This is a genomic window from Streptomyces sp. NPDC049577, from assembly GCF_040675635.1.
Taxonomy (GTDB): domain Bacteria; phylum Actinomycetota; class Actinomycetes; order Streptomycetales; family Streptomycetaceae; genus Streptomyces.
The window spans coordinates 1-22,183 of sequence record NZ_JBFAPH010000041.1 but is presented as its reverse complement, the minus strand read 5'-3'; the positions used below and the strand labels follow the sequence as shown (position 1 = coordinate 22,183).

Sequence of the window (22,183 nt, the reverse complement as noted above, 5' to 3'; positions counted from 1 at the left end):
GAAATGAAACGTCGGCCTCTTCAGCAGGCTAGGCATGACGACTGCGGTGCGCGACATGGGAGGGGCTGAGGTGACCGCCTGGAAGCCCTCCCCGCTCAGCAGCCAACCTCAGGTGCTGTCACAGGACACCGGCCACCGGCGGGGGAGCTCCGGCGATTGGTGGAGTGCCGGAGCCGGTGACACCAACCCTGCTTCGCGGGCTGCTGGTGGCAAGACGAGCGCCGACCTGGTGAAAACCACCGTGCTTCGCCAGATCGATGTCGCAGGTCAGCAGGGGCTGATGGTGACAGCTATCGCGCTTCGGATCACAGGTTGAGCCGAAGCGCGATAGGCGTCACAAAGGCGCACTTAATGTCACCAAGATGGAGCGAATTCGCAGCCCGGTACTCCCCGGCTTGTTTCTCACGGCACGCTCGACGGTCAGGAGCTCAGTTGTCCATAGAGCGTCACCCCGGGCGATCATTGAAGAGAGAAATGATCGCTGCGGCGCTCGGTAGGTGAGGAACGTGATCGTTACCGGTGTGCTGGCCGATGCCAATGAGAATCTGAGGACCGCCGCTATGGTCCTCAGCACAGTTGTCGTGATTGTCGCCCTAATGGCCTCACGCAAGGCCCTGTCGCGGGCCAGAGCGGCCGAACGCCACGCCTCGTATTCCAAAGACGTAAAGATTGCGTTGAGCTGGCACACAGCACCCGGCAAACCGGTAGAACCTGCCACAGAGGAATTTCTCGCCGATGTTGTCGACGGGAGGCGAGCACGCAGTGTGGGCTAGCGATCCCTTCCCCCGTGCGTATGCTTCGCCCCGTGTTTGCGGTTGAGCATGTAGCAACCTCCCCGACCGCTCCAGCAGCCCGCGACACCCTTCGAACCCGCGTTCTGGAATGGATTGATCGCCGCGGTCTGCGTCGGCGCGTCGTGGTCACCGTGGTCTTCGTCTGGCGTGTCGCGCAGCATGGCGGCGAGTTGGTGAAGCTGAAGCAGCGCCACACGTACCGCCTGGACTTCGTACGCCGTCCCCGAATTGACTGGGTATTTACCCGAAATTTTTCTGGGGCTATCAGAATAGATTTTAAGGAATTGCCTCCCAAATACCCCCGGCGTCTGCCCGGAAGAGGCAGATTCGCGGCCAAAGTCGGCGCGCCGCCAGCCAGGCCATATTGGCTCAAGGGGTGCTTCTCGGGGCAACTCCGCGCCATAATGGAATTTCTCGTATTTGTAGAGGGAGGGTCGCAGTTCGGTCGCGCTGGAGGCAAGGGAGCGACACAGCGGTGGTGACAACAAGGTTAAAAGTCGCTGATGGTGACAAGCGGGGTGCCTTCTTAGCGACAACTAGCGTGCCACACACCGCGCTATCGGCCAGGCCGACCAGCCACACCGGTGACGGGTAGCGCGCTTCGGCACACAGGTGAGAACGCCGACGCGGGCGGCAAGTCCCCGTAGTTCGCTGGTGGTGCGTCCAGAGACCAGCTGTCCGGAAACGAGGGAATTCACCGCGGGGCGGGCGTGGCGCTCTTCGGGGGCATGGTGCCCGGCGGCCAGGAGGGCGCGGATGCACTCATCTCGGCGGTTCCACCGGCCGAAGGCGGTGGTGATGTCGGCGTAGTAGCGGGCGCGGCGCTCGGTGCTGCACAGGCTCCCGAGCGCTACCGCCTTCGCGGCGGCGAGCGCGGCCGCGGGGTCGCCGCCGGAGTTCTCCGCGGCGATGAGGTGGAGCTGGACGGTGGTGGGGGCTGAAGCCGCCGCCGTGGTCCCGCAGCACGGCGGCGGGGCCGAGCTGCCGGGCGATGGCCGCCGCCTCGGCGGTCAGCTCGCGCACCCCTGTGGGTCGCCGGCGCGGGCAGCGGTGTAGGCAGCGGACTGGATCAGCAGGCCTCGCTGGGCTGCCAGCTCCGATTGCCCGCCATGGAGAGTGGGGTGGTCGGCGGCCGTCAGGGCGATGAAGAGTGCCTGCGAAATCCCCGCGACCCACCCGCTCGCGCCTTCGCCGTCACCGGCATGGGTGCGCATCCACCCCCTGGCCGCCGCCCTCGCCCACACCCAGCTCACTCGTCCGGAGGAGGACCTGACAGGGCGTCAGGCAGTTGCAGCCCGAATGTGCGTGGCGCTGGACGGCGTACCCGGCATCCACGTACCGGAACTACCGGTCGCGGCGCGGGCATCTCGGTACGCGCCGCCGCTGCGCTACGAGCCGGCCGAGCTCGGCGGGCTGCCAATCGAGCGGTTCCTCTACGCAGTCCACGCGGGGCGCTATACAGGCCGACCGGCCGGCATCGACCTGCCCGCTGCACACCCATCCACTGTTCCGGACCCCCGGGCCCTGCTGCCTGGCTACGCTGACCGCCAGGACGCCTCCGCCGACGGCTTCCCGGTGGCCGAGTAGTACACGCCACGACGTTCAAGCTGCCGGTGTGGAGCGTTGCGGACGACATCCGCCTCGCCGACGCCTACACCACCGCCATCACCAAAGTCGCAACCCACGCGAAGGACCTGTCGTGACCCCTTCCACCGTCACCCCCGACTTTCTGGACGACCTCACCCGCACGGCAGCACACGACCGCATCGAGAAGGCCGTCGTCGGCGCCGTCATCGCCGACTCGGACGGCCGGGTGCTGCTGCTGCACCGTCCGGCCGACGACTACCTCGGCGGGCTGTGGGAGCTTCCCTCAGGCGGGGTCGAACCAGGCGAGACGCTCATCGAGGCTCTGCGGCGGGAGGTCGCCGAGGAGACCGGTCTGACCGTGGCCGAGGTCGGCAACTACCTTGGCCACTTTGACTACCGCTCCGGCTCGGGACGCCGCACCCGGCAGTACAACTTCACCGCCACCGCCATCGAGCAGACGGTGCAGCCCAGCGAGCACGACGCCTACCAGTGGGCCGATGACGCCCAACACAGCCGGGTCTCCAGCGCCGTCCAGGCCATCCTGGGCACCTGGCGCAAGACGGCGACCTGACCGCCCCTGCACTCAGGTCGAGCCCCAGCCGCACCGCCCTCCGGCGGCTTCTGCCGTGGCGCGGGCCTTCGGATGCGCGCCGTGGGCGGCGAGCTGGCCGCGCGCCGGATGGAGACGGTCTGCCGCCTCCATCCCGACAACCGGGCCACGCCAGTCCACGGCATGCTGCTCGGCTTCAAAAGCACCCGGCACCCCCTACTCCCTCCGCCAGGCCGAAGCATGGCAGCTGCTGGGCTACCTGTTGCTCGACACCGACGACCGCTACCGCATCGACTCCCTCGCCCTCTACCGCACCCGCTCCGCAGCCCCGGCCGCCTGGCCCGCCGACGAGCGTGGTGTCGATGACGGTCCAGATGCTGCACGACCTGCGCCTGCGGCCCGGCCTGTCCTATCTGGAGCTGGGGGCCGGACCGGGGTACTCAACGGCCCTGACCGCCCGCGTACTCGGGGCCGGACGGGTCACGGCCGTCGAGCGCGACGCGGCAACCCTCCGGAAACCAGAGGGACGAGCGGAGCGTTGGTGGTGCTCTCCTTGGACTCTGCGGCCGCGGACGTCCTGGACGGCTCCTTCCGGAAGGTCATCCGCGCTCCGGCAGGGCCGTGGGCTTCCGCGCTTCCCACACGCCGATGAGGAAGTGGCCGGCGCGTGCCGCTTCGCACAGGGCGAGAGTGCCCCGGAGCATGAAGCGGAGGAGGGGCGTGATCTCCTCACTGCCGGCCATGGCGTTCACCTCGTCCAGGATCTTCCAGACGGGCTCCAGGTCGCCTTCCCCGGCCGCGTTGCTCACCCGTACCTCGGTGAAACCGGCAGTGCGCAGCTGGTCGGTCAGTTCGCGTGGCGAGGACAGGTGCGACAGGCCGTGGTAGCGGCAAATGGGCTCGATGAAGCGGTTGGTCTCCTCGGCCGACAGGCCCTCCCGGGCCAGCCAGTCGTAGCCGAGGGTGACCCCACCGGGTTTCAGGACGCGTGCGATCTCCGTGTGCACCCGGGTCTTGTCCGGTACGTGGCAGATCGCCTGGAAGCTGTAGGCGACATCGAAGGTGGAGGCGGGGAACGGCATGCTCCTCGCGTCGCCCTCGACGAATGTGGTGCGCTCGGCCAGGCCGGCTTCCCCGGCCTTCTCGCGGGCCTGCCGCACGCGCAGGGCACTGAGGTCCAGGCCCGTGACGTGGGCGCCGGAGTGGGCCGCGATCGTCCGCGCGGGTCCGCCCACGCCGCTGCCGACGTCGAGCGCCCTCATGCCCGGGCGGAGGCCCGCGCGGTCGGCCAGGCGGCGTTCCACCGCTCGCTGCGCCTCCTGGAGCGTGGCCTCCCCGTTGAAGGGCGGAAAGTGGTGGGACTCGCCCCACCCGGCGCAGTAGATGTCGTTCACCAGCCCGTAGTACGTGGCCACCAATTCCACGAAGTTGGCGTCCCGGGTGACGCGATCGGCCGCTAGTTCCGCGAGCCGGGAAACCTGCTGGAGGTCGCTCGTCATGGCTGGCGTTCCTTCTCGGTGAGTGACGGGAGGCGCACTTCGGCCGGCACACGACGAGCGACGTCCGCCCCGGCAGGGGCCCTCCGTCGTGTGACCGGGGGAACCGTACAGGGTCTTCCGCGACGGCCGCAGGCGCATGGGGCCCGGCAGTCGGCCCTTCCCTCTCAAGGGTTACATCGGTGGCCGGCGGAGTCTCCCGGGTCGTCCCCTCGATACGGTTTCCGGCGCGTAGGTGTGCTCGTGGCGTCCAGTAGTGACCGAGGTGCGCGTGGCGGTCGTCGTCGTTGTGGCCTTTGTGGGCCTGTTGTTCGTCGCTTCGCGGGTGGTTCCCGGCCCCGTCGAGCAGGGAGCCGAAGGAGCCGGAGGCGTCCGCGCGCGGTACCGCCTGAACGGGCTGAGACTCTTCCTCGCGGCCGCACTGGCGGCCGCGGCGGCATGGATCCGGTTTCCCGCGGCGCTGACCTATCCCGCCCGCCATGCAGGCGAGTTGTTCGTCGCCGCCAACGCCTTCGCCTTCGTCCTGGCGACGGTCCTCCACGTATGCGGCCGGCGCCGGCACCCCGGCGCGCGCGGGGCGGGGCCGCTGAGGGGGCTCGTCGACTACATCCGCGGTGTGGAACTGAACCCGCAGTGGTGGGGCGTCGACCTCAAGATGTTCTCGTACCGCCCTTCACTGATCGGCCTGTTCCTCATCAACGTCTCGTTCCTGGCCACGCAGTACCTGGACCAGGGTTCGGTCACCGCCAGGATGGCGCTCTACCAGGCGTTCTTCTTCCTCTACATCGCGAACTACTTCCAGTTCGAGGGAGGAATGCTCCACACCTGGGACATCCTCGCCGAGAGATTCGGATGGATGCTGGTCTGGGGCGACTATGTCCTCGTCCCTTTCTTCTACAGCCTGCCGGGGCGCACCCTGGCCGGGATGCGAGAGCCGCTTCCGCCCGGGTCGGCCGTGGCGTGTGCGGCGCTTTTTCTCGGTGGGTTCTGGCTGTTCCGAGGGGCCAATGAGCAGAAGCACCGGTTCAGGAGAGGACGCCTGCGCAGCGTCTGGGGACACCCGGTGGAAACGGTCGGCGGGAGCCTGCTGGTCTCCGGCTTCTGGGGGATCGGCAGAAAGCTCAACTACACGGGTGAGTTCCTGCTCTACGTCAGCTGGACGGCACTGTGCGGCACCGAGTCCGTCGTCCCCTACACGGTGCTGCTGTTCCTTGCCGTGCTCTTCGCGCACCGGGCCCACCGCGACGACCGGCGTTGCCGCGCCAAGTACGGCCCGCTGTGGGAGGAGTACTGCCGGCGGGCCCGGTTCCGCATGATTCCCTTTCTCTACTGACCTCTTCACTCCGGTTCTCTCCGGGTGCTCCCCGGGTTCTCTCCCGGCCCCCGCACGCGGTACCTATACGTGCGGGCCGAAGAGGGCCACTCCGCGTGCCGATCGCCGCGGGGGAAGGCCGACATGGGAGCCGCTCATCCACAGCAGCCACCCCGTGAGCCCCGCGATGGTCGATGCCAGACGGAGCATGTCGTCACCGGGGCTTCGGAGAGTGGAGACCACGGCATCGCCCGCGATGCCGGCCACGACGCGGCACAAAGCGCTCCTGCGGTGGTCCTGCAGTCCCAGCAGTCTCATGGTGCGGGTGCGCCCCTGGGGGTCGGTGCGCCACAGGCCGAGCAACGAGCGGCGCAGTGCGAGGGTGGCGGGATCCGTGCCGGTCAGTACGCGGTGCACGGCGGCGGCCACGCGCTCGGGGGTGCGGGACCGCAGGGTGCGGCTGCGCCGGTAGCCTGCGGGACCGGCATGCGCGCCGAGGCATTCCGCGTCGAGGAGCGCACAGGTCAGCCCCTGTGCCGCCAGGGGATGCCCGTGGCCGGCGGCGTCACCGACCAGCGCGACGCGGCCCCGCCCGAAGAAGTCCCTGCGGAGGAACCGGCTGGCGGACCACTGGACGTTGCCCTCCCGCAGTTGCCCTCGGAAGGAGCGTGCCAGGTCGCCTGGCAGGTGCGGGGCGTAACCCCGCTCCAAGTAGGCGCCGACCCGGGCCGGGCCGGGCCGCCCGAGGGGGACGTCCAAGCACAGGCGGACCTCGTCGTCGCCGATGCGGTAGGCGAGCGCCGGCCCGGGCCCGCCGAGGAAGATGTGCCCACGGTGCTCGGCCGGCAGGCTCACGCCCCTGAGGACGAGCCCTGCGGTGTGGGAGAGGGTTACGGGAGGACCGGCGTCCGGACAGATCGCTCGCCGGACGGCCGAACTGCGGCCGTCCGCACCGACGATCAACCCCGTGACGATGCGGCCGGCGTCGGTGACGACCTCGCCGTTCTCCGACGCGCCCAGCACACGCCGGCGCAGCAGTACGGCCCCGGCGGTGTCCCGCAGCAGGGCCTGGAGGTGTCCGACCAGCAGGTGGTGTGGCGCGGTGACGGCGGTGCCCGCCCCGTAGGACAGCTCGACCGGTGTCTCGGCGTCACCCGGGTGCAGGAAGAAGCCGCCGTTCCTGATGAACCGGGGACCATCCAGGTTGACGCCCAGTCGTTCCAGCGCCGCCACGCCCGCGGGGTGCAGCCACTCTCCTGAGAAGTGGCCGCGGCGGTCGGCCTGTGGCTCGAGAAGCCGCACGTGGGCACCGTTCCGGACAAGCGCCAGGGCAGCGGCGCAGCCGGCGGGTCCGCCTCCGGCCACCACCGCGTCTGTGACCTTCATCAGCCTGCGTTCCCTCTCTGGAGTGCGGGACGGGGCGTTTGACATACCAGAGCGCACTCATAAAGTGCTATCGCCTGCACGGTGAGTGACGGGGTTCGGTCGTCACGCGGCGAGCCGGCATGTCATCGCCCCGGCCGGGGCGCGGGGCAGGGAGAAGGAGCAGGGCGTGATCCTTGTGACGGGAGGCAGCGGACACCTCGGTGCCAATCTTGTCCGGCGCCTCGTGGCCGACGGCCACCAGGTCCGCGTCCTGGTGCACGACCCCCTCTCCGCCGCGAAGGCGTTGACGGGCCTCCCCGTGCGGAGGGCCATGGGGGACCTGCGGGACCGGAGGGCCGTGGCCGCAGCGGTGGACGGCTGTGACCGGATCTTCCACTGCGCGGCGAGGATCTCCACCTCGGCCCGTGGGGCTCCCGGCATCTACGGGGTCAATGTGATCGGTACCCGTCATGTGCTGGACGCCGCGCGCCGGACCGGGGTGCGGCGGGTGGTGGTCACCGGATCGTTCAGCGCGACGGGCGGTCCACCGGGCAGGCCGAGCACCGAGGAGGATCCCCACTATCCCTTCGCGGACCACACCCCGTACACGCGCAGCAAGGTGCTCGTCGAGCACGAGTGCCACCGGGCCGCCGCGCAGGGCCTCGACGTCGTGGTGGCCGTCTCCACGGCCATCATCGGCCCGCACGACTACCGTCCCTCCCGCATGGGCCGCCTGCTGCTGGACTTCGCTCATGGCAGGCTGCTGGCCTACGTGCCCGGCGGTTTCGAGTTCGTCTCCGTCCAGGACCTCGTGGAGGGACATCTGCTGGCCATGGACCGCGGCAGGCCGGGCCGCAAATACCTGCTGTCCACGGAGTTCCGCACCGTGGACGAGATGATGGGCCTGTACAGCCAGGTCACCGGGCAGCCCACGCCGCGGTTGCGTCTGCCCGCTCCCGTCATGGCCGTGCTCGCCCGGCTGGCAGAGGGCCCGCGGGGGGTGTTGGCCCCGGACCGCGAGGCGCGCTTCACCCCGGCCGCGGTCCGCTTCCTCCGTTCGCACCGGCGCGCCGACTGCTCCCTGAGCCGAGGTGAACTGGGGTATCGGCCGACCGGCATCGCCCAGGCGGTCGAGCGCGCCTACCGCTGCTTCGTCGACCGGGGCCTGGTGGAGCGGCGCCGTCGCCCGTACCCCGTGGCGAAGGCGGCGGTCCATGACGCCATGGACGCCGCCGGCACCGGGAGCCCGCGATGACCGCCACCGAAGCCGCGGGCACCGTACCGGCGTACGTCCCGCGGCTCCCCGGTGGCCACCTGCCGTGGCTGGGCCCGGTGCGTGCCTTCGGCCGCGACCCCGTGGGACTCCTGCGTGCCGCACGCGAGCGGGTGGGAAACGCCTTCCACTTCCCGCTGTTGGGCCAGGAGGTGCACTTCGCGTGCGGGCCGCGGGCGCACGCCGCCTTCTTCGGCGCGGACGAGACAGTGCTCAGCGCCCGGGAGGCCTACCGTTTCATGACGCCGGTCCTCGGGCAGGGCATTGCCTACGACGCCGAGCCGGCGGAGATGGAGCAGCAGATCGGGCACCTGCTGCCCGCGCTCGGCTCCCGCAGGCTGGAAGCACACGCGCGCGTCATGGAGGAGGAGTCCGAGGCGCACGTCGCCCGCTGGGCGGACGCGGGCGAGATCGACCTGCTCGCCGAGCTGAACCGGCTCACCGTCTCCATCGCCGCGCGATGCCTGGTCGGCGACGGGTTCCACCGGCGCATGGGGCCGGGACTGGCCACCCTCTACCACGACCTCGAGAGCGGCATCCGGCTGGCCGGCGTGCTCAGCCCCAAGGCACCGCTGCCTGCCTTCCGGCGCCGTGACCGCGCCCGAGCGGCCATCGCCTCCGCCATCGCCGAGGTGATCGCCGAACGGCGCGCGGCACCCGGGCGGGCCACCGGCCACCAGGACGTGCTGGCCACCCTCCTTCAGGCACGTGACGACCGGGGCAGACGGCTGCCCGACGAGACGGTGACCGGCATTCTCCTCACCATGATCTTCGCTGGCCAGCACACCAGCGCCGTGCTCGCCACGTGGACGGGCCTGCTGCTGCTGCGCCATCCCCGCCACCTCGACGCGGTCACGGCCGAACAGTTCGAGGTGCTCGGCCCGCAGGGGCACGTCACACCACAGGCGCTGCGCCGCATGGACCTGCTGGAGCGCTGCGTGCGCGAGGCCGAGCGGCTGCACCCGCCCCTGACGGTACTGATGCGCAAGGCCCTGCGGGACCTCACGCTCGACGGATACCCCGTGAAGGCCGGCAGCCTCGTCATGGTGTCCCCCGCCGTGGCGCACCGGATGCCCGACGTCTTCCGCGAGCCGGACCACTTCGACCCCTCGCGCTATCTACCGCCCCGCTGCGAGCACCGGCCGCCGTACAGCCTCATCGGCTTCGGTGGCGGCAAGCGCCGCTGCGTGGGCCTTGCCTTCGCCTACCAGCAGGTCAAGACGGTCTGGAGCGTACTGCTGCGCCGGGTCGAGCTGACCTCGACGGGCGGCGAACACCGCCCCGACTACTCGACCTTCGTCGCCGCCCCCGGGCTGCCGCGCTCCGTCCGCTACCGCAAACTCCCTCCCGAGACAGGGAACACCAGTGATCCGTGATCGCTCCCGCACCGATGAGGTCCCCGCGCACCGGCACGGTGGCCCACCCGCCTTCGCCGAGGCCCGCGGCAAGCGGGCGAAGGTACGGGCCGCCGGGATGGACCCGGACTACTGGTACCCCATCGAGTACGACGCGGCTCTCAAGCCGGGCAGGACGCTGGCCACGCGGTTCTGGGGGCAGCCCATCGTCGTCTACCGGGGCACGGACGGCACCCTGCGCGCCCTGGAGGACCGCTGTGCCCACCGCCAGCTCCCACTGTCCGGCGGCGAGGTCAACGGGTGCCACCTCACCTGCACTTATCACGGCTGGACCTACGACGGCGACGGCAAGGTCGTCCACTACGCCCACGACCTCTTCGGCCGCGCCGAGCCAGAGGTGAAGATCACGAGCTATCCGGTCACCAGCCGCCACGGCATCATCTGGATCTTTCCCGGCGACCCCGCCTCGGCCGCCGCCCGCACCCCTCCGGACATCCCGGAACTGACCGGCAGCAGGTCGTGGTCCCGGCTGGACGCCTCCTTCGTCTGGAACGCCCATCACTCGATGGTCATCGACAACGTGAGCGACTTCAGCCACGCCTACCTGCACCGCAAGTACCGCCCGTTCTGGGACGCGAAGCTGACCCGGCTCGAAGCCGCCGGCGACACCGTGCGCCTGTCCTACGACACCCGCATCGGCGGCGGGCCGGTGTCCGGGCGGTTCGTCGACCGCCGGCGCGTCGACACCACCTCCATCGACCTGGCCTTCCAGTACCCCTACCAGCGGTCCGACACCGGCGGCTCCATCAAGCACTGGTGCTTCGTGCTGCCCATGGACCGGCGCACCACCCGGGTCTTCTTCCTCTTCTACTTCGACGCGCTCAAGATCCCCGGCACGCACCGGAAGGTACCGCGCGCCCTCATGGGCACCCTGCTGCGCCTGGCCGCGCCCCTCACCGTCGAGCCCCTGCTGCGCCAGGACGGCGACGCCGTGGAGGCGGAACAGCGCGGCTGGGAGCTCCACCACACCGAAGCCATCATCGAGCTCAACCCCGCCGTCGGCCTGTTCCAGGACCTCACCATCCGCAAGTGGCAGGAATTCCTTGACCGGAACCGCGAACGAGCCCGTCCCTCCCGCATCGCCGTCCTCGACGGAGAACCCCTCCACAGCCGTTCCGGATCCGCGGGAGGCGCATCGCCGCGCGCTTGACCACCTGTGCTCCCGTCAACGGGACGATGGCAGCTGGGAGGGGGAGATGGTCTGGAACAGCATGATCCTCTCGCAGTACGTCATCGTCCGCCGGCTCGTGGGCCGGCCGGTGCCGAAGTCGGAGCGTCCGGACATCGTGCGGCACTACGCCGCCACGGTCACTCCCGAAGGCGGCTGGCGGCAGCATCCCGACTCCGGTCCCTCCCTCTACTGCACCACCCTTGCCTACATCGCCCTGCGTCTCCTCGGCCACAGCGCCGAGGAGACACTGTGCTCGCGGGCGGGCGCCTGGCTGCGCGCGCAGCCAGGCGGGGTGGCGGCCATCCCGACCTGGGGCAAACTGTGGCTGGCCTTGACCGGCCTGTACGACTACCGCGCGGTCAACCCGATACCGCCCGAGATCTTCCTGCTGCCCCGCCTCGCGCCCTTCCATCCCGACCGCCTGTACTGCCACACCCGTACCTTCTACCAGGCCATGGCATATCTGTACGGCGCGCGCGTACAGGGAGACCTCGGCGAGCTGGGCCGGGCCCTGCAACGGGAACTGCACGGCGATCACTGGCCGAGCCCGGCGGACCGTGCCCGGCTGGGCGCCGACGCGCTCGTACCGCCCGGACGACTCCTGCGCACCGTCTTCACCGTGCTCGGCGGGTACGAGCGCGCGCCGCTGACCGGTCCCCGCCGAAGGGCTCTCGACCGCTGTCTGCGACGTGTCCGGCACGAGCAGGAAGTGACCGGACAGGCGGGCATCTCACCGGTCAGCTCCCTTCTCAATATTCTCGTGCTGCACGCGGCGGGGGCGGACCGGGACGAGATCGACCGGGCACTCGCCGGTGTGGAGGTCTGGCGCTGGCACGACGCCGTGTACGGCATCCGGTACGCGGGAGCCCGCTCCCACACGTGGGACACCGCGTTCGCCGTCGAGGCGCTGCTGGCGGGGATGCCCGGGGGAAGGGGCGAGGAGGCCCGGCGACACGCCGCCCTCCGGTCGGCCTGCGCCTTCCTGACCGGAGCACAGCTGGCCGAGGAGGTTTGCGACCCGCGCGTCACGGCCAGGGAACCCGCCTTGGGCGGCTGGTGCTTCTCGGACGGCGCCCACCGCTGGCCGGTCAGCGACTGCACGGCTGAAGCGGCCGCCGCGCTGCTGCACGCCGCCCGCGCCGTTCCCGGCGCACCGGTTCCCGACCGGGAGCGGCTGGCCGAGGCGGCGCGGTTCCTGCTGCGCAGGCAGAACCGCGACGGTGGCTTCGGCAGCTACGAGCCCCGGCGCGGCCCCCGGCTGCTGGAACGTCTCAATCCTGCCGAGATGTTCACCCACTGCGTGGTGGAGGACTCCTACATCGAGTGCACGGGTTCGGCGCTGGTCGCCCTGGCCGAACTCGCCGCACGTCTGCCCGATCGGACGGCCCGACGGTCCGCGGGAGCGCGCCGCCGCGCCGTACGCTTCCTGCTGCGCGCGCAGTCGGCCGACGGCTCGTGGCCCGCGGCATGGGGCGTCAACCGGATCTACGGCACGCTGTTCGCCGTTCGGGGGCTGCGCGCCGTGGGCGTGCCTGCCGCGCATCCGGCGCTGGCACGGGCGGCCCGGTGGCTGGAGTCCGTCCAGCGAGCCGACGGCGGCTGGTCGGAGGATCACCGCGGGTGTCTGGAGCAGCGCTACGTCGAGGGCGAGCGCAGCCAGCCGGTCCAGACGGCCTGGGCACTGCTGGCGCTCTCGGAGCTCCGCCCGCCGACGGCCGGCTCGATCGGCAGGGGAGTGCGCTGGCTGTGCGCGCACCAGTCGCCGGACGGGACCTGGCGGCAGGAGACGGCGGCCGGGGTCTTCTTCGGCACGGCCATGCTCGACTACCGCCTCTATGCCGCCTACTTCCCGCTGTGGGCCCTGGGAAGGCTTCGCCCGGCGGCAGGGAGGGAGCCCTCGTGACCGTGCGGTCCCGGACGACGGCCCGGGCGCTCCGCCCGCAATTGCCCGGGAAGGACCGCCTCACCCTTTCCTTCCTCGGCTTCTCGCTCGTCCTGGCCTTCTCCTTGGAGCTGTACTTCATCCTGCACTTCCGCACCATCCGTACGCGGAAGGATCCCTTCGCCACCCTCTTCGCCCTCTACGGGGCCGGTGACCGGACGTACTACGGAGAAGGGGACGTCTATCTGCCCTTTGCCCTGGAGACGCTGAACGTGTGTGTCACCCAGGTTCTCAATCTGGCCCTGATCGGGGCCGTGCTGCGCGGCAGCCGCTGGCGGTACCCGTTGCAGTTGACGGTGGCGTCCTATCTTTCCTACTCCGTCGTCCTGTACTTCTGGCACGCGCACGCCGCTGGATACCCGGCCATGCCCGAGCACGACGCGTGGGGTTACTTCATCTTCTACGCTCCCAACCTGCCGTGGCTGCTCGGCAATCTCTGGATGGGCGCCGAGGCCTTCGGAGAACTGGGACACCTGGCCGGCCGGGGCGGCTCACAGAGTCCGCCGCTGGGCAAGAGCGCCCAGGACCACGGTCACGTTCCGGGCATACGTGCCGTCCGGCAAGGGTGCGACGGCCGAGGCCCGGAGGCTGTCCACGGCGTAGGACAAGGGCATGAGGTCCGAGAGGCAGCACAAAGGGCGTGCCATGGAATGACGGGGGGCGAACAGGCCGCACAACAGGGCCTGCGGGAAGACCAGGACGGGGAAGTACTGCATGGCCTGCATCTCCGTACGGGCGAAGGCACCGGCGAGCAGGCCGAGTCCCAGCCCGAAGAGCGCGGTCGCGGTGGCGGCCAGGACCACGGGCCACAAGGGGCCCTTGATGCGCAGGCCCAGCCAGGCAGTGGAGACCCGGACGGTCAGCGCCGTCGACGGCAGGACGGCGACGGCGACGGCGTAGGCCGAGGCGTAGCCGAAGTAGAGGTCGACCTTGCGCGGGGCGACCAGCATCAGACGTTCGAGGACACCTGACGACCGCTCGCGCAGAGTGCTGATGGCGGCCTGGGAGAACACGAGGGGCAGGGGGAAGACCCCCAGCAGCGCGGGGGCGGACTGCTGGAACGACTCGCGTGAGGCCAGGCCGACCCCTCAGACACTAAGCTTGTTCCTTATGGTGCAGCGCGGTTTCGTTGGCGGGGTAGCTGCGATCGGACCGATCCGTTCTGGTCGCGTTCGATCAGCGTGGCGGGTCTCTTGACGGTTTTGCCCACGTCGTGGCGGGTGGCCTTGTGCCGGTTCGGGACACCGGGCGGTCTACCCGGCCCCGGCCGGGTCGGTTTGGGTGCGCGGGCCGGACTGGGCAAGTGCGGTCGGATGTTCCTGAACCCCCGGCGGACACGGGCCGGGGTCAACGCGGTGCCGGGGCGGGTGCGCTTCTCCCAGGGCCGGTGCTGGTCGACGACGAGCGGGCTGGCCAGGCGGAGCTGGGTGTGCGCACCACGACGAGCCAGGTTCAGCGGTCCGCGGCCTCCGGGGAGCGGAACCTGGGGCGGGTCCAGCCCAGGGCCTGCTTGAACAGGCGGAGCGTGTGCTCCAGGTCGAATCTTCGCAGGTAGCAGGACCAGATGAAGTCAACATCGGCGGGGTCGGCGCCGGTGGCGGAGGACCACAGCCAGACCGACGGTGCGTTGCGGTCGCCGGGCAGGTGGTCAACTTTCAGGCGGAGCGGTGGGTGAGCCGGGGATGGACCCGGTCCCACGCCTTCGCCTCGGCCTTGCCGTAGCGGGCGGTGTCGTGGACGGTGGCGACCGTGGGCTCGGGCCAGGTGGCCGGGTCTGCGAGGCGGAACTCGGGTCCGTGCTTCGGCGGTCGGCCGCCGGCGGGGTAGGCCGCGGCGTACTGGGCCCAGGTCGGTGCCGGGCAGCGCAGCCAGTAGGCACGGTCGGGGTCCTGGTCGACGATGGCGTCGAAGCCGTGGCGGGTGAGCCAGGCGGCGACGGCCGGGTGATGGCTTCGGCTGCGCGCGGTGACGCTATGCGGGGGCCTGCGGCCCTGTCCGTTATCCACTTCGCTGAGGAGTCGATCACGGTGAGCGGGCAGAAGGCGGCCCTTACGTGATCGCCCGGACCACCTCCCGCACGACCACTGTCGGATCCCAGCCCCGGGAGCGGCTGCGGACCGAGCATGAAACACGCGTGCGCCGGCCGGCACCCTGTCGTGGGCAGCGGCCGGCGCAAGCATCTGAGCCTACGGTTCTTCGGGCATCTCCTGCCTCGCGAGCTCCAGTTTCTTCGTCAGCTCCTCGCCGTCGAAGCCGGGGATGTCTCCGCTCGTCTCCCAGTCGATGTCGGGTGACTGCTGGAACTGCGGGTCGGGCTGGGCCGCGGGTGGGATGTGCTCGGCGACGGCGTCGAGCGGGAAGTTGGCACTGGCGTAGTGCGGGAACTGGTACGTCGGTAGGTCGTCGGTCACAGGGCTGCCGTCGGCCCGGTACGGTGCCAGCTGGTGGGTCGCGACCCACAGAACGCCCGAGGACCGAGGCTTGGTGACCAGGCCGTGCGTCGTGGTCTTCAGTTCGAGGGAGGCCACCGACGTGCGCCGCTCGTAGCCGACCTCGCGGGTGACGCTGCTGTTGACCTCCGCCGACAACCCCTTGAAGGAGATACCGGCCGAGGCGGAGACCACGATCGTGGTCTTCTCGAAGTAGAACTCGCTGGCGGAGGCGCTAAGGCCGGTGGTCACGCTCTCCTCGTCGGGGACCGTGCTGTTGCCGTGCCGGTTGTCCCTGAAGATCGCGACGTTGTAGGCAACGCGGCGGTGCAGCCGGTAGAACGGGCTGTTGGCGACCTTCCACTCCAGGTCGCGGTGGTCGTCCCTGACGCCGGTGAACGGCACGCGCACGATCCGGTCGGTGACCACCACCGGACTCGTCGGACGGTCGTACGAGGTCAGGGGAGGCGGTGACGGGTTGGGCTGCTTCTCCACGCCGGCCGGCACGTCCAGGATCCAGCTCGTCGCCGTCGGTGCCGGAGTGCTGTAGTTGTTGACGGTGGTGACCGTGTTGGGCGGGATCAGCAGGCGCTCGGTGGAGTCCTCCACGACCGGCGGGACGTCGACCCGCCAGATGGCCACGTCCCCGGCGTTGCCGCCGGTCCCCTGGTCCTTCCAGACCTGTTGGCGCAGCTCCGCGCGGCGCACGTAGGTGTGACCGCCGAGCGCTCCCTGCTTGACGCACCAGATCGCGTTCAGCGGCGGCTTGCGGTTCCAGTCCGCCGCCCACACGTCCCCCAGGGCCACGTACCCGGCGGGCGGGATCGGCCGCCACACCGACCCGTAGAGCGCCGCCCCGGTGTTGCTGTCGTACCACAGCCGCTGGTAGTCCACCGGGTTGGCCACCACCCCCGAGTTCGGGTTGACCGGTGCGATCATCAGCCGGGGCTCCTTGCCGTAACGCCCGAAGTTGGCGTCCGACAGTGCGTCGATCCACGACCCGTAGTGACGGGCGTAGGACCCCAGCGCCCGGAACTGGGGGCCGCTACCGTTTCCGCGTGTGGCCAGCCAGACGTTCACGTCCCCGTGCGGCCGCGGCTTGGGCCCCACGGCGGCCGAGGACCAGAAGAAGCCGTTCGTGTTGCTGGTGTCCAGGTTGTAGGCCAGGTAGAGCTCTCCGAACCTCTCGTACCACGCGGGCATCGATCGTGTCCCTTCGGTCGGCCGAGATCCTGCATATGACAGCGACCTAGCATCGGCCCGCTCACGCGCTGCCGTCGACAGGGCGCGATCCGCAGCAGCCCGGAACCGGCCACGAACCCCTGGCACCTCAGGCGTCTCCCCCGAGCGAGCGGAACCCCGAAGCACGCCCGCCGGAACCGCTGGTCGGCCGGCTCCCGGTACCGGGCCGAGAAGTTGCAGGACCCGATCCAGTTCAGCTAGGGCGAGCTGTCCCCGATTCCGTACTCGTCCAACCAGTCGTCCAGAGCAGTGATATCGACCATCACGTCCGTCCTCGACTGCGGCAGGCTGAGCTCACGCCGGGTGAAGTACATCCGCCAACCCAGCACGCCAGGATCTCTTGATCTGGATCGCACCGCTGGAACGTGGCAAGGACATGTCCGAAACCGCCTAAGATTTTTTCCTTTGGTCCGGCTTGATCGTCGACGTCTGGCCGTTCGCTCGTTCGGGTGATTGCCCGGCGTGGGGGGCGGGCTTCTTCGTGATCCTGAACTCGACGAGAAGCAGGTGTTCACGGAGAAGGCCGCGGTGGTCAGTGTGATGCAGCCGGTGGGCGGGCGCGAGGCGTTCGCGGAACTGTCACGCTTCCGGGCGGGCTTGTACGGATGCCTGGCCCGCCGGGCGGACGCCTTCTTCGAACTCACCGACGCGCTGCTGTGCGCGGACGGGCCCGCGCGGACACCGGTCGAGCTGTCGCTGACGGCTGAGCACCGGCGCGGCTACGGCTCCCTCTATGCCGCGCTGAACAACGGCCGTCTCGACGCCGACCGGCTCCGTGACCTGCTGGTCTCGCTGCCGCTGCCCAGGTTCGACGGGCGGATCGTGCTCACGGTCGACGTCTCGCCGTGGCTGCGACCGGATGCCGCCTGCTCGCCGGAGCGGCTGTTCTGCCTGGTCCACGGCCGCAACGGCCGTTCATCAGACCATGTGGTGCCGGGCTGGCCGTACTCGTTCGTCGCCGCGCTCACCCCGGACCGGACCTCGTGGACACAGGTCCTGGACACAGTCCGCCTCGGACCCGCCGACGACACGGCAGTGGTGACCGCCCGCCAGCTGCGGGCCGTGGTCGAGCGCTTGATCACGGCCGGGCAGTGGCGGGTGGGCGACAGGAAGATCCTGATCGTGATGGATGCCGGCTACGACCCGATGCGCCTGGCGCACGTCCTGTCCGATCTGCCGGTCGAGGTGGCCGGACGCCTGCGCTCGGACCGGGTCCTGCGGCTCGCGAAGCCGGCCTACGTCTACGACCCCAAAGGCGGCCGACCGCCGAAGCACGGGCCCCGGTTCAAGCTCGCCGACCCCGCCACATGGCCCCAGCCCACCGTGCTGACCAGGAACGACACCGCGCGCTACGGCAAGGCCGAGACCCAGGCATGGGACCGGGTCCACCCCTTGCTGACCCACCGCTCCGCGTGGATCGACGACAACGGGGAGCTTCCCCTGGTCGAGGGCACCCTGCTCCACCTGAAGGTCGACCACCTCCCCGGCGACCGCGACGCGCCACCCATCTGGCTGTGGTCCTCCGCCATCGGCGCCGACGCCGAGCACGTCGACTTCGTGTGGTCGTGCTACCTGCGGCGTTTCGACCTCGAGCACACGTTCCGCCTGTTCAAGCAGACGCTCGGCTGGGCCAGGCCGCGGCTGCGGAGCCCGGAGGCGGCGGACCGGTGGACCTGGCTGATCATCGCGGCGCACACCCAGCTCCGTCTCGCGCTCCCGCTCGCCGTGGACCAGCGCAAGCCCTGGGAGAAGACCAGCCGGCCCGGCACCACGCTCACCCCGACCCGTGTCCGCCGCGGGTTCAGGAATATCCGACCGCACCTTGGCAGTCCGGCCCGTGCGCCCAAACCGTCCAGGCCAGGCCCCGGACGGCCCCCAGGCATCCCGAACCGGCACCGGCCAGCCCGCCATGACGTGGGTAAAACCGTCAAGCGACCCGAGACGCTGATCGAACGCGACCGAAACAGACCGCAGCGATCACAGCCTCAATACAGAGAGTGACCACCCGATGTAAAGGAACAAGCTAAGAGCGTGTTGGGAATCCCCCTGGTCGAGGGGGGTGACGGTGCTGGATGCTGTTGGTCGTGGCGTCTGGAGGGGCCGGTCCGCGGTGCTGTCGCGAGTGCTTTGATCCGCTGCTGCCGGGGATGTCGAAGACGGCGTTGTTCTGTTCGTCGCGGTGCAGATCGCGGCGGTGGCGGAGGCTGCGGCGGGCCCGTGAGCGGGTGATCGCGATGAAGCTGGGCGAGCAGGCTCGGTGCCCGGTGTGCGGGCGGCGCGCGGCAGGCTTCGCGGGATGGCGTTACCGAAACGCCGTAGGCGAACGCCGCACCCGCCTCTCCCCTCTCGCCGCTCTCGTCTGTTTTGCACGGGTGAGCGGGCGCTGGTGGGGCGCTTCGAGCGCGGGTGTTGTACCTCTGGCTCGCGATGATGCGCGGGGTTCACTCTGGCCGGGAACCGGTGCCGGGTAATCCGATTTACCCACCACGGCCGGTGGTGGGCCCGGTGTCCGGGGGGAGATGGTGATCACTCGTGTCGAGCGGATCGGGAACGTCACGCTGGAGCGTTTCGAGGAGCTCGTCGCGAAGGTGAAGGAGCTGATCAAGCAGGTCACCCGGGCCCAGTTCGCGCTGGGTGACATCGCGCTGGAGATCGAGCCGATGCGGCCGGTGGGCGGGGCGATGCCCAACGGGGTGGACGACCTGTTCACCGTCGAGGAGTCGCTGGGCTGGTTCGCCGACGAGATCGGGGTCGCGCTGCCCACGGTGCTGGACTGGCGCTACACGGCCAACCGGTGACCGGCCGGCAAGCGCCGGGAGGAGGTGTCCTTCACCGTCCACCGCATCCTGGCCACCATCCCCAATGACGCGGAGCGGTGGGCGGCGATCGAGGACGCGCCGTTCAACCAGCGCACCGGCCGCCGGCAGTGGACACCAGACGCGGCGAAACGCCTGGTGGGGCAGCGGGTGGACCGGCCGGTGACGGTGGAGGAGAAGGTCGCCGCCGTCACCGACCTGACCAAGGACGAAGAGGTGGCCGCTCTGGTGGCGTCCGACCTGCTGCGGCGCCCGGCGGTGGCCCAGCAGGTCGCGCCTGAGCACAGGCTGCGGGTGGTGGCCGAGCTGACGAGGGACGAGACGGTGGCCCAGGAGCTGACGCGGGATCTGCTGCGGCGGCCGTCGGTCGCCAGGGAGGCGATGCGGGACGACACCGCGCGGATGGTCGTCAACCGGGCCCAGTTCGACAACTCCGAGGCCGCCCGCGAGCGGGTCCGTGACCGTGTCCCGGCCGTCCGCAAGATCGAGCACATCATCGAATACCTCGACCTCGTCGGGTCGTGTCACCAGTTCGTGGCTACGCTGGGCCGGCTGGTCCCCAGGCTGCGGGGCCAGGAGTTCAGCGACGACGAGCGCGAGCACGTCCGCCGCGGCATCACCAAGGTCCGCACGGCCGCCGACTGGCTGGAAGCGGCGATGGCCCGGGGGAACTTCACCCTCGACGAGCAGCTCGTCCAGCTCCTCAAGGGTGAGTGACCGTGGCCGGCGAGGCCCGGCCGGTCGCCGAACACTACGGCGACCTGGTCCGGGCGGCATTGATCGAAGCCCGCCCCGCCGGCTACATGTTCTCGGACGAGCCGGCGGACTGGATCGAGTACGAGAAGAAGCAGTTCCGCATCATCCTCGGCCGGCTGACCCGGTGATCACGGGGACGCTCGACCCGCACCTGGCCCGCCACCCCGAAGACGAGTGGGCCCGCTTGGCCGCCGCCCAGCTCACCGGCGTCCGCGCGTCCTTGAACCAGCTCGCCACAGCCTAGGCCGACCCGGCATGCCCCCGCCCTCGCGCCGTCGCTATCCCTCCGACAATGTGTACAGCGCGGTGGAGGAGCATACGATCCACTTCCACCAGATCCAGCGTGGCACCGCCGACCGCGTCCGGATCCGGCGGGTGAACGAGCGTCCGCACCACCACTACCCCGATTGGGTGAGCAGCCCCTGGCCCGGTGTCTGCCAGCGCCAGCTGCCGTTGGGTCCCTCAAACCGGCGCAGGGAAGGGGTGACGGGTGGGTTCCCGGAGCGGCGCTGCTCGGCCGTGTCGCGTGTTTCCGCCAGGCCTGGCGGGGGAGGATCTTGCGGTCATACCCAGGGAAGGGACACAGGCGATGGCGAGTGGCACGGTGAAGTGGTTCGACGCGGAGAAGGGCTTCGGTTTCATTGAGCAGGACAACGGTCCGGAGGTGTTTGTGCACTTCTCGGCGATTCAGGCCCAGGGGTACAGGTCTTTGGAGGAGAACCAGCGGGTCGAGTTCGAGGTTGTTCAAGGCCCCAAGGGCCCGCAGGCCGACCAGGTCCGGGTAGTGGGCTGACCACCTGCCGTCACGGCCGGCCTCCGCCATGCAGATCAGCGCATCTTCGGCGTGGGTCCGTCGTTGAGGCAGGCATGAAGATCGAGCCCGTTGCTTCCGCCGTGCTTGCCGGTGCTGCTCTTCTCGCGACCGCCGTTCCCGCCTCGGCGGAGGAAAGGCCCAGGTCCGACCTCAGTAACTCTGGCATCCTCCAGGCCGTCCAGGGCCTCACAGATACGGATGACGCATCCTTTTTCTCCACGTTCGGGAGAAACCCGGGAGTCGTCGGGACGGTACCGAAGTCGGCCGCTCAGAGGTTCGTGGACAATGTGACGGCGCCAGGGCCCGAGTCGTGACCGCACCAAAATCCGGGCGTCGGCGGGGCTCCCTGTGGCTCTCGCCGACGCCGCACACCGTGAAGCATGCGATCGGTGCAGTCGGATCGGGGCGATAGGAGCCATCAAGGCTCGATGGCATCGATCAAAGCCTCGCTGACACGGGACATGGATTTCCAGCGCCAGCGAAGTTTGAGCACGTGCCAGCAGACCTTGATCGCTTAATTTGAACCTGAGCGCCGACAACCAAGCTCTGTTCCACGCCCCCTTCCACCCCGCCCGACAGACCTGCTCTCCCTGCCCGCGGCCGGGAGAGCAGGCAGGGAACGCGGCTTGGCCGGGTGCACCAAGGCAGCTCAAACGTCGGTGGCACGCGCTCAACCCTCGCTGTCACAGAACAATGGTCCGCCGCTCGGGCCGGATCCCGTGGGAGGCGCTGCGCGTCGACACTGAGATCACCGCCGTGCCCTGACCGGGGCGCCGATGCCCTTCGGCCTCACACGGCTTCTACGGTCTCGTGCTGCTGGCCGCCCAGGAAGCGGCGCAGGACCCCGCGGAGCCTGCTGCGCGGTGCTGCAGGCTCCGGTTCGGCCGGGCCGGCGGAATGGTGGGCGGGTAGGACGGCGGCGGGGGAGTCGGCGGCTGGGCAGCAGGTGCCGGTGGGGCCGGCTGGGCTGGGGCAGGAGAGCTGGCCTGCTCGGTTGTCTTGCCGGGCGTGGGCTGCTGGGCCAGCGGCTGCTCGGCCTGCGACTGGGCGATGCCCACGACGACCTCGGGGGCGTTCGATGGTTTCTCCGGTTGGGGAGTGACGGGCGGCTCTCGAGGGCAGCATTCCCGACGCGCCCTGCCACTTGCCGTCCGGGCCGCTGTAGCGGACCTGGGCCGCGGTGGCCCCGTCGTCCGGCAGCCCGGCCAGGGCCCGGCGCAG

General features: G+C 70.1%; 18 protein-coding genes and 4 pseudogenes. 17 read left to right on the top strand and 5 right to left on the bottom strand.

Annotated features, from left to right (window positions below; all coding sequences use genetic code 11):
• Positions 1 to 34 precede the first annotated feature (34 nt).
• The 5 genes and pseudogenes from AB0K09_RS08000 to AB0K09_RS07980 all read left to right on the top strand — a co-directional run.
• The gene (locus AB0K09_RS08000) at positions 35 to 316 is read left to right on the top strand and encodes a hypothetical protein (protein ID WP_366064434.1); all 282 of its coding nucleotides are present in this window, start codon (positions 35 to 37) and stop codon (positions 314 to 316) included.
• A 1,188-nt stretch (positions 317 to 1,504) separates the two neighbouring features.
• Positions 1,505 to 1,735, top strand: a complete 231-nt coding sequence (locus AB0K09_RS07995; protein WP_366064433.1) for a hypothetical protein — start codon at positions 1,505 to 1,507, stop codon at positions 1,733 to 1,735.
• A 265-nt stretch (positions 1,736 to 2,000) separates the two neighbouring features.
• On the top strand, positions 2,001 to 2,381 hold the full coding sequence (locus tag AB0K09_RS07990; RefSeq protein ID WP_366064432.1) for a hypothetical protein: 381 nt from the start codon (positions 2,001 to 2,003) through the stop codon (positions 2,379 to 2,381).
• 142 nt (positions 2,382 to 2,523) lie between these two features.
• Complete coding sequence (locus AB0K09_RS07985; protein WP_366064441.1) at positions 2,524 to 2,952, top strand: NUDIX domain-containing protein; 429 nt, start codon at positions 2,524 to 2,526, stop codon at positions 2,950 to 2,952.
• A gap of 341 nt (positions 2,953 to 3,293) precedes the next feature.
• Positions 3,294 to 3,377 (top strand): annotated as a pseudogene (locus AB0K09_RS07980) (hypothetical protein); the annotation flags it as partial.
• Positions 3,378 to 3,530: 153 nt separating this feature from the next.
• Here AB0K09_RS07980 and AB0K09_RS07975 read toward each other — a convergent pair.
• A complete protein-coding gene (locus AB0K09_RS07975) occupies positions 3,531 to 4,430 on the bottom strand; it encodes a methyltransferase domain-containing protein (protein ID WP_366064431.1) in 900 nt (299 codons plus the stop codon).
• A gap of 253 nt (positions 4,431 to 4,683) precedes the next feature.
• Here AB0K09_RS07975 and AB0K09_RS07970 point away from each other — a divergent pair, with 253 nt between their 5' ends.
• On the top strand, positions 4,684 to 5,760 hold the full coding sequence (locus AB0K09_RS07970) for a hypothetical protein (RefSeq protein WP_366064430.1): 1,077 nt from the start codon (positions 4,684 to 4,686) through the stop codon (positions 5,758 to 5,760).
• Positions 5,761 to 5,823: 63 nt separating this feature from the next.
• Here the strand turns inward: AB0K09_RS07970 and AB0K09_RS07965 are convergent, their stop codons facing one another.
• Positions 5,824 to 7,125, bottom strand: a complete 1,302-nt coding sequence (locus tag AB0K09_RS07965; RefSeq protein WP_366064429.1) for an FAD-dependent monooxygenase — start codon at positions 7,123 to 7,125, stop codon at positions 5,824 to 5,826.
• 166 nt (positions 7,126 to 7,291) lie between these two features.
• On the opposite strand from AB0K09_RS07965, the gene AB0K09_RS07960 reads away from it, so the two are divergent.
• From AB0K09_RS07960 to AB0K09_RS07940, 5 genes and pseudogenes are all read left to right on the top strand, one after another.
• The gene (locus AB0K09_RS07960) at positions 7,292 to 8,359 is read left to right on the top strand and encodes an NAD-dependent epimerase/dehydratase family protein (RefSeq protein WP_366064428.1); all 1,068 of its coding nucleotides are present in this window, start codon (positions 7,292 to 7,294) and stop codon (positions 8,357 to 8,359) included.
• Entirely contained in the window at positions 8,356 to 9,753 is a 1,398-nt protein-coding gene (locus AB0K09_RS07955; protein WP_366064427.1) for a cytochrome P450, read from the top strand. The genes AB0K09_RS07960 and AB0K09_RS07955 overlap by 4 nt, the downstream gene beginning before the upstream one ends.
• On the top strand, positions 9,743 to 10,942 hold the full coding sequence (locus AB0K09_RS07950; protein ID WP_366064426.1) for an aromatic ring-hydroxylating dioxygenase subunit alpha: 1,200 nt from the start codon (positions 9,743 to 9,745) through the stop codon (positions 10,940 to 10,942). Before AB0K09_RS07955 ends, AB0K09_RS07950 begins: the two co-directional genes overlap by 11 nt.
• A 46-nt stretch (positions 10,943 to 10,988) precedes the next feature.
• Positions 10,989 to 12,866 (top strand): prenyltransferase/squalene oxidase repeat-containing protein, encoded by a 1,878-nt coding sequence (locus tag AB0K09_RS07945; RefSeq protein WP_366064425.1) that lies wholly within the window; start codon positions 10,989 to 10,991, stop codon positions 12,864 to 12,866.
• Positions 12,818 to 13,339: pseudogene (locus tag AB0K09_RS07940) on the top strand (hypothetical protein); the annotation flags it as partial. The gene AB0K09_RS07945 and the pseudogene AB0K09_RS07940, both read left to right, overlap by 49 nt.
• Positions 13,340 to 13,396: 57 nt before the next feature.
• Here the strand turns inward: AB0K09_RS07940 and AB0K09_RS07935 are convergent.
• From AB0K09_RS07935 to AB0K09_RS07925, 3 genes and pseudogenes are all read right to left on the bottom strand, one after another.
• Positions 13,397 to 13,984: an ABC transporter permease gene (locus AB0K09_RS07935; RefSeq protein WP_366064440.1), complete on the bottom strand. Its 588-nt coding sequence runs from the start codon at positions 13,982 to 13,984 to the stop codon at positions 13,397 to 13,399.
• A 29-nt stretch (positions 13,985 to 14,013) separates the two neighbouring features.
• Positions 14,014 to 14,773: pseudogene (locus AB0K09_RS07930) on the bottom strand (transposase); the annotation flags it as partial.
• A 318-nt stretch (positions 14,774 to 15,091) separates the two neighbouring features.
• On the bottom strand, positions 15,092 to 16,537 hold the full coding sequence (locus tag AB0K09_RS07925; RefSeq protein ID WP_366064424.1) for a Vps62-related protein: 1,446 nt from the start codon (positions 16,535 to 16,537) through the stop codon (positions 15,092 to 15,094).
• 579 nt (positions 16,538 to 17,116) lie between these two features.
• On the opposite strand from AB0K09_RS07925, the gene AB0K09_RS07920 reads away from it, so the two are divergent.
• The 6 genes and pseudogenes from AB0K09_RS07920 to AB0K09_RS07895 all read left to right on the top strand — a co-directional run bounded on the left by AB0K09_RS07920 (position 17,117) and on the right by AB0K09_RS07895 (position 21,276).
• Positions 17,117 to 18,577, top strand: coding sequence for an NF041680 family putative transposase (locus AB0K09_RS07920; protein ID WP_366064439.1), 1,461 nt, complete (start codon positions 17,117 to 17,119; stop codon positions 18,575 to 18,577).
• Positions 18,578 to 19,095: 518 nt separating this feature from the next.
• Positions 19,096 to 19,374, top strand: coding sequence for a hypothetical protein (locus tag AB0K09_RS07915; RefSeq protein ID WP_366064423.1), 279 nt, complete (start codon positions 19,096 to 19,098; stop codon positions 19,372 to 19,374).
• Between the two features lie 12 nt (positions 19,375 to 19,386).
• A pseudogene (locus tag AB0K09_RS07910) lies at positions 19,387 to 20,109 on the top strand (DUF6192 family protein); the annotation flags it as partial.
• Positions 20,110 to 20,111: 2 nt separating this feature from the next.
• Positions 20,112 to 20,276 carry a hypothetical protein gene (locus AB0K09_RS07905; RefSeq protein WP_366064422.1) on the top strand — a complete coding sequence of 55 codons (165 nt, stop codon included), beginning with the start codon at positions 20,112 to 20,114 and terminating at the stop codon, positions 20,274 to 20,276.
• A 461-nt stretch (positions 20,277 to 20,737) separates the two neighbouring features.
• Positions 20,738 to 20,941 (top strand): cold-shock protein, encoded by a 204-nt coding sequence (locus AB0K09_RS07900; protein ID WP_366064421.1) that lies wholly within the window; start codon positions 20,738 to 20,740, stop codon positions 20,939 to 20,941.
• 74 nt (positions 20,942 to 21,015) lie between these two features.
• Positions 21,016 to 21,276 (top strand): hypothetical protein, encoded by a 261-nt coding sequence (locus tag AB0K09_RS07895; RefSeq protein WP_366064420.1) that lies wholly within the window; start codon positions 21,016 to 21,018, stop codon positions 21,274 to 21,276.
• Positions 21,277 to 22,183: the final 907 nt, after the last annotated feature.

Excerpts from the sequence above, each read along its gene's own strand:
- AB0K09_RS08000 (WP_366064434.1), top strand. The coding sequence starts at position 35 with ATGACGACTGCGGTGCGCGACATGGGAGGGGCTGAGGTGACCGCCTGG.
- AB0K09_RS07975 (WP_366064431.1), bottom strand. The coding sequence starts at position 4,430 with ATGACGAGCGACCTCCAGCAGGTTTCCCGGCTCGCGGAACTAGCGGCC.
- AB0K09_RS07965 (WP_366064429.1), bottom strand. The coding sequence starts at position 7,125 with ATGAAGGTCACAGACGCGGTGGTGGCCGGAGGCGGACCCGCCGGCTGC.
- AB0K09_RS07955 (WP_366064427.1), top strand. The coding sequence starts at position 8,356 with ATGACCGCCACCGAAGCCGCGGGCACCGTACCGGCGTACGTCCCGCGG.
- AB0K09_RS07945 (WP_366064425.1), top strand. The coding sequence starts at position 10,989 with ATGGTCTGGAACAGCATGATCCTCTCGCAGTACGTCATCGTCCGCCGG.
- AB0K09_RS07925 (WP_366064424.1), bottom strand. The coding sequence starts at position 16,537 with ATGCCCGCGTGGTACGAGAGGTTCGGAGAGCTCTACCTGGCCTACAAC.
- AB0K09_RS07920 (WP_366064439.1), top strand. The coding sequence starts at position 17,117 with ATGCAGCCGGTGGGCGGGCGCGAGGCGTTCGCGGAACTGTCACGCTTC.
- AB0K09_RS07915 (WP_366064423.1), top strand. The coding sequence starts at position 19,096 with ATGGTGATCACTCGTGTCGAGCGGATCGGGAACGTCACGCTGGAGCGT.
- AB0K09_RS07900 (WP_366064421.1), top strand. The coding sequence starts at position 20,738 with ATGGCGAGTGGCACGGTGAAGTGGTTCGACGCGGAGAAGGGCTTCGGT.
- AB0K09_RS07895 (WP_366064420.1), top strand. The coding sequence starts at position 21,016 with ATGAAGATCGAGCCCGTTGCTTCCGCCGTGCTTGCCGGTGCTGCTCTT.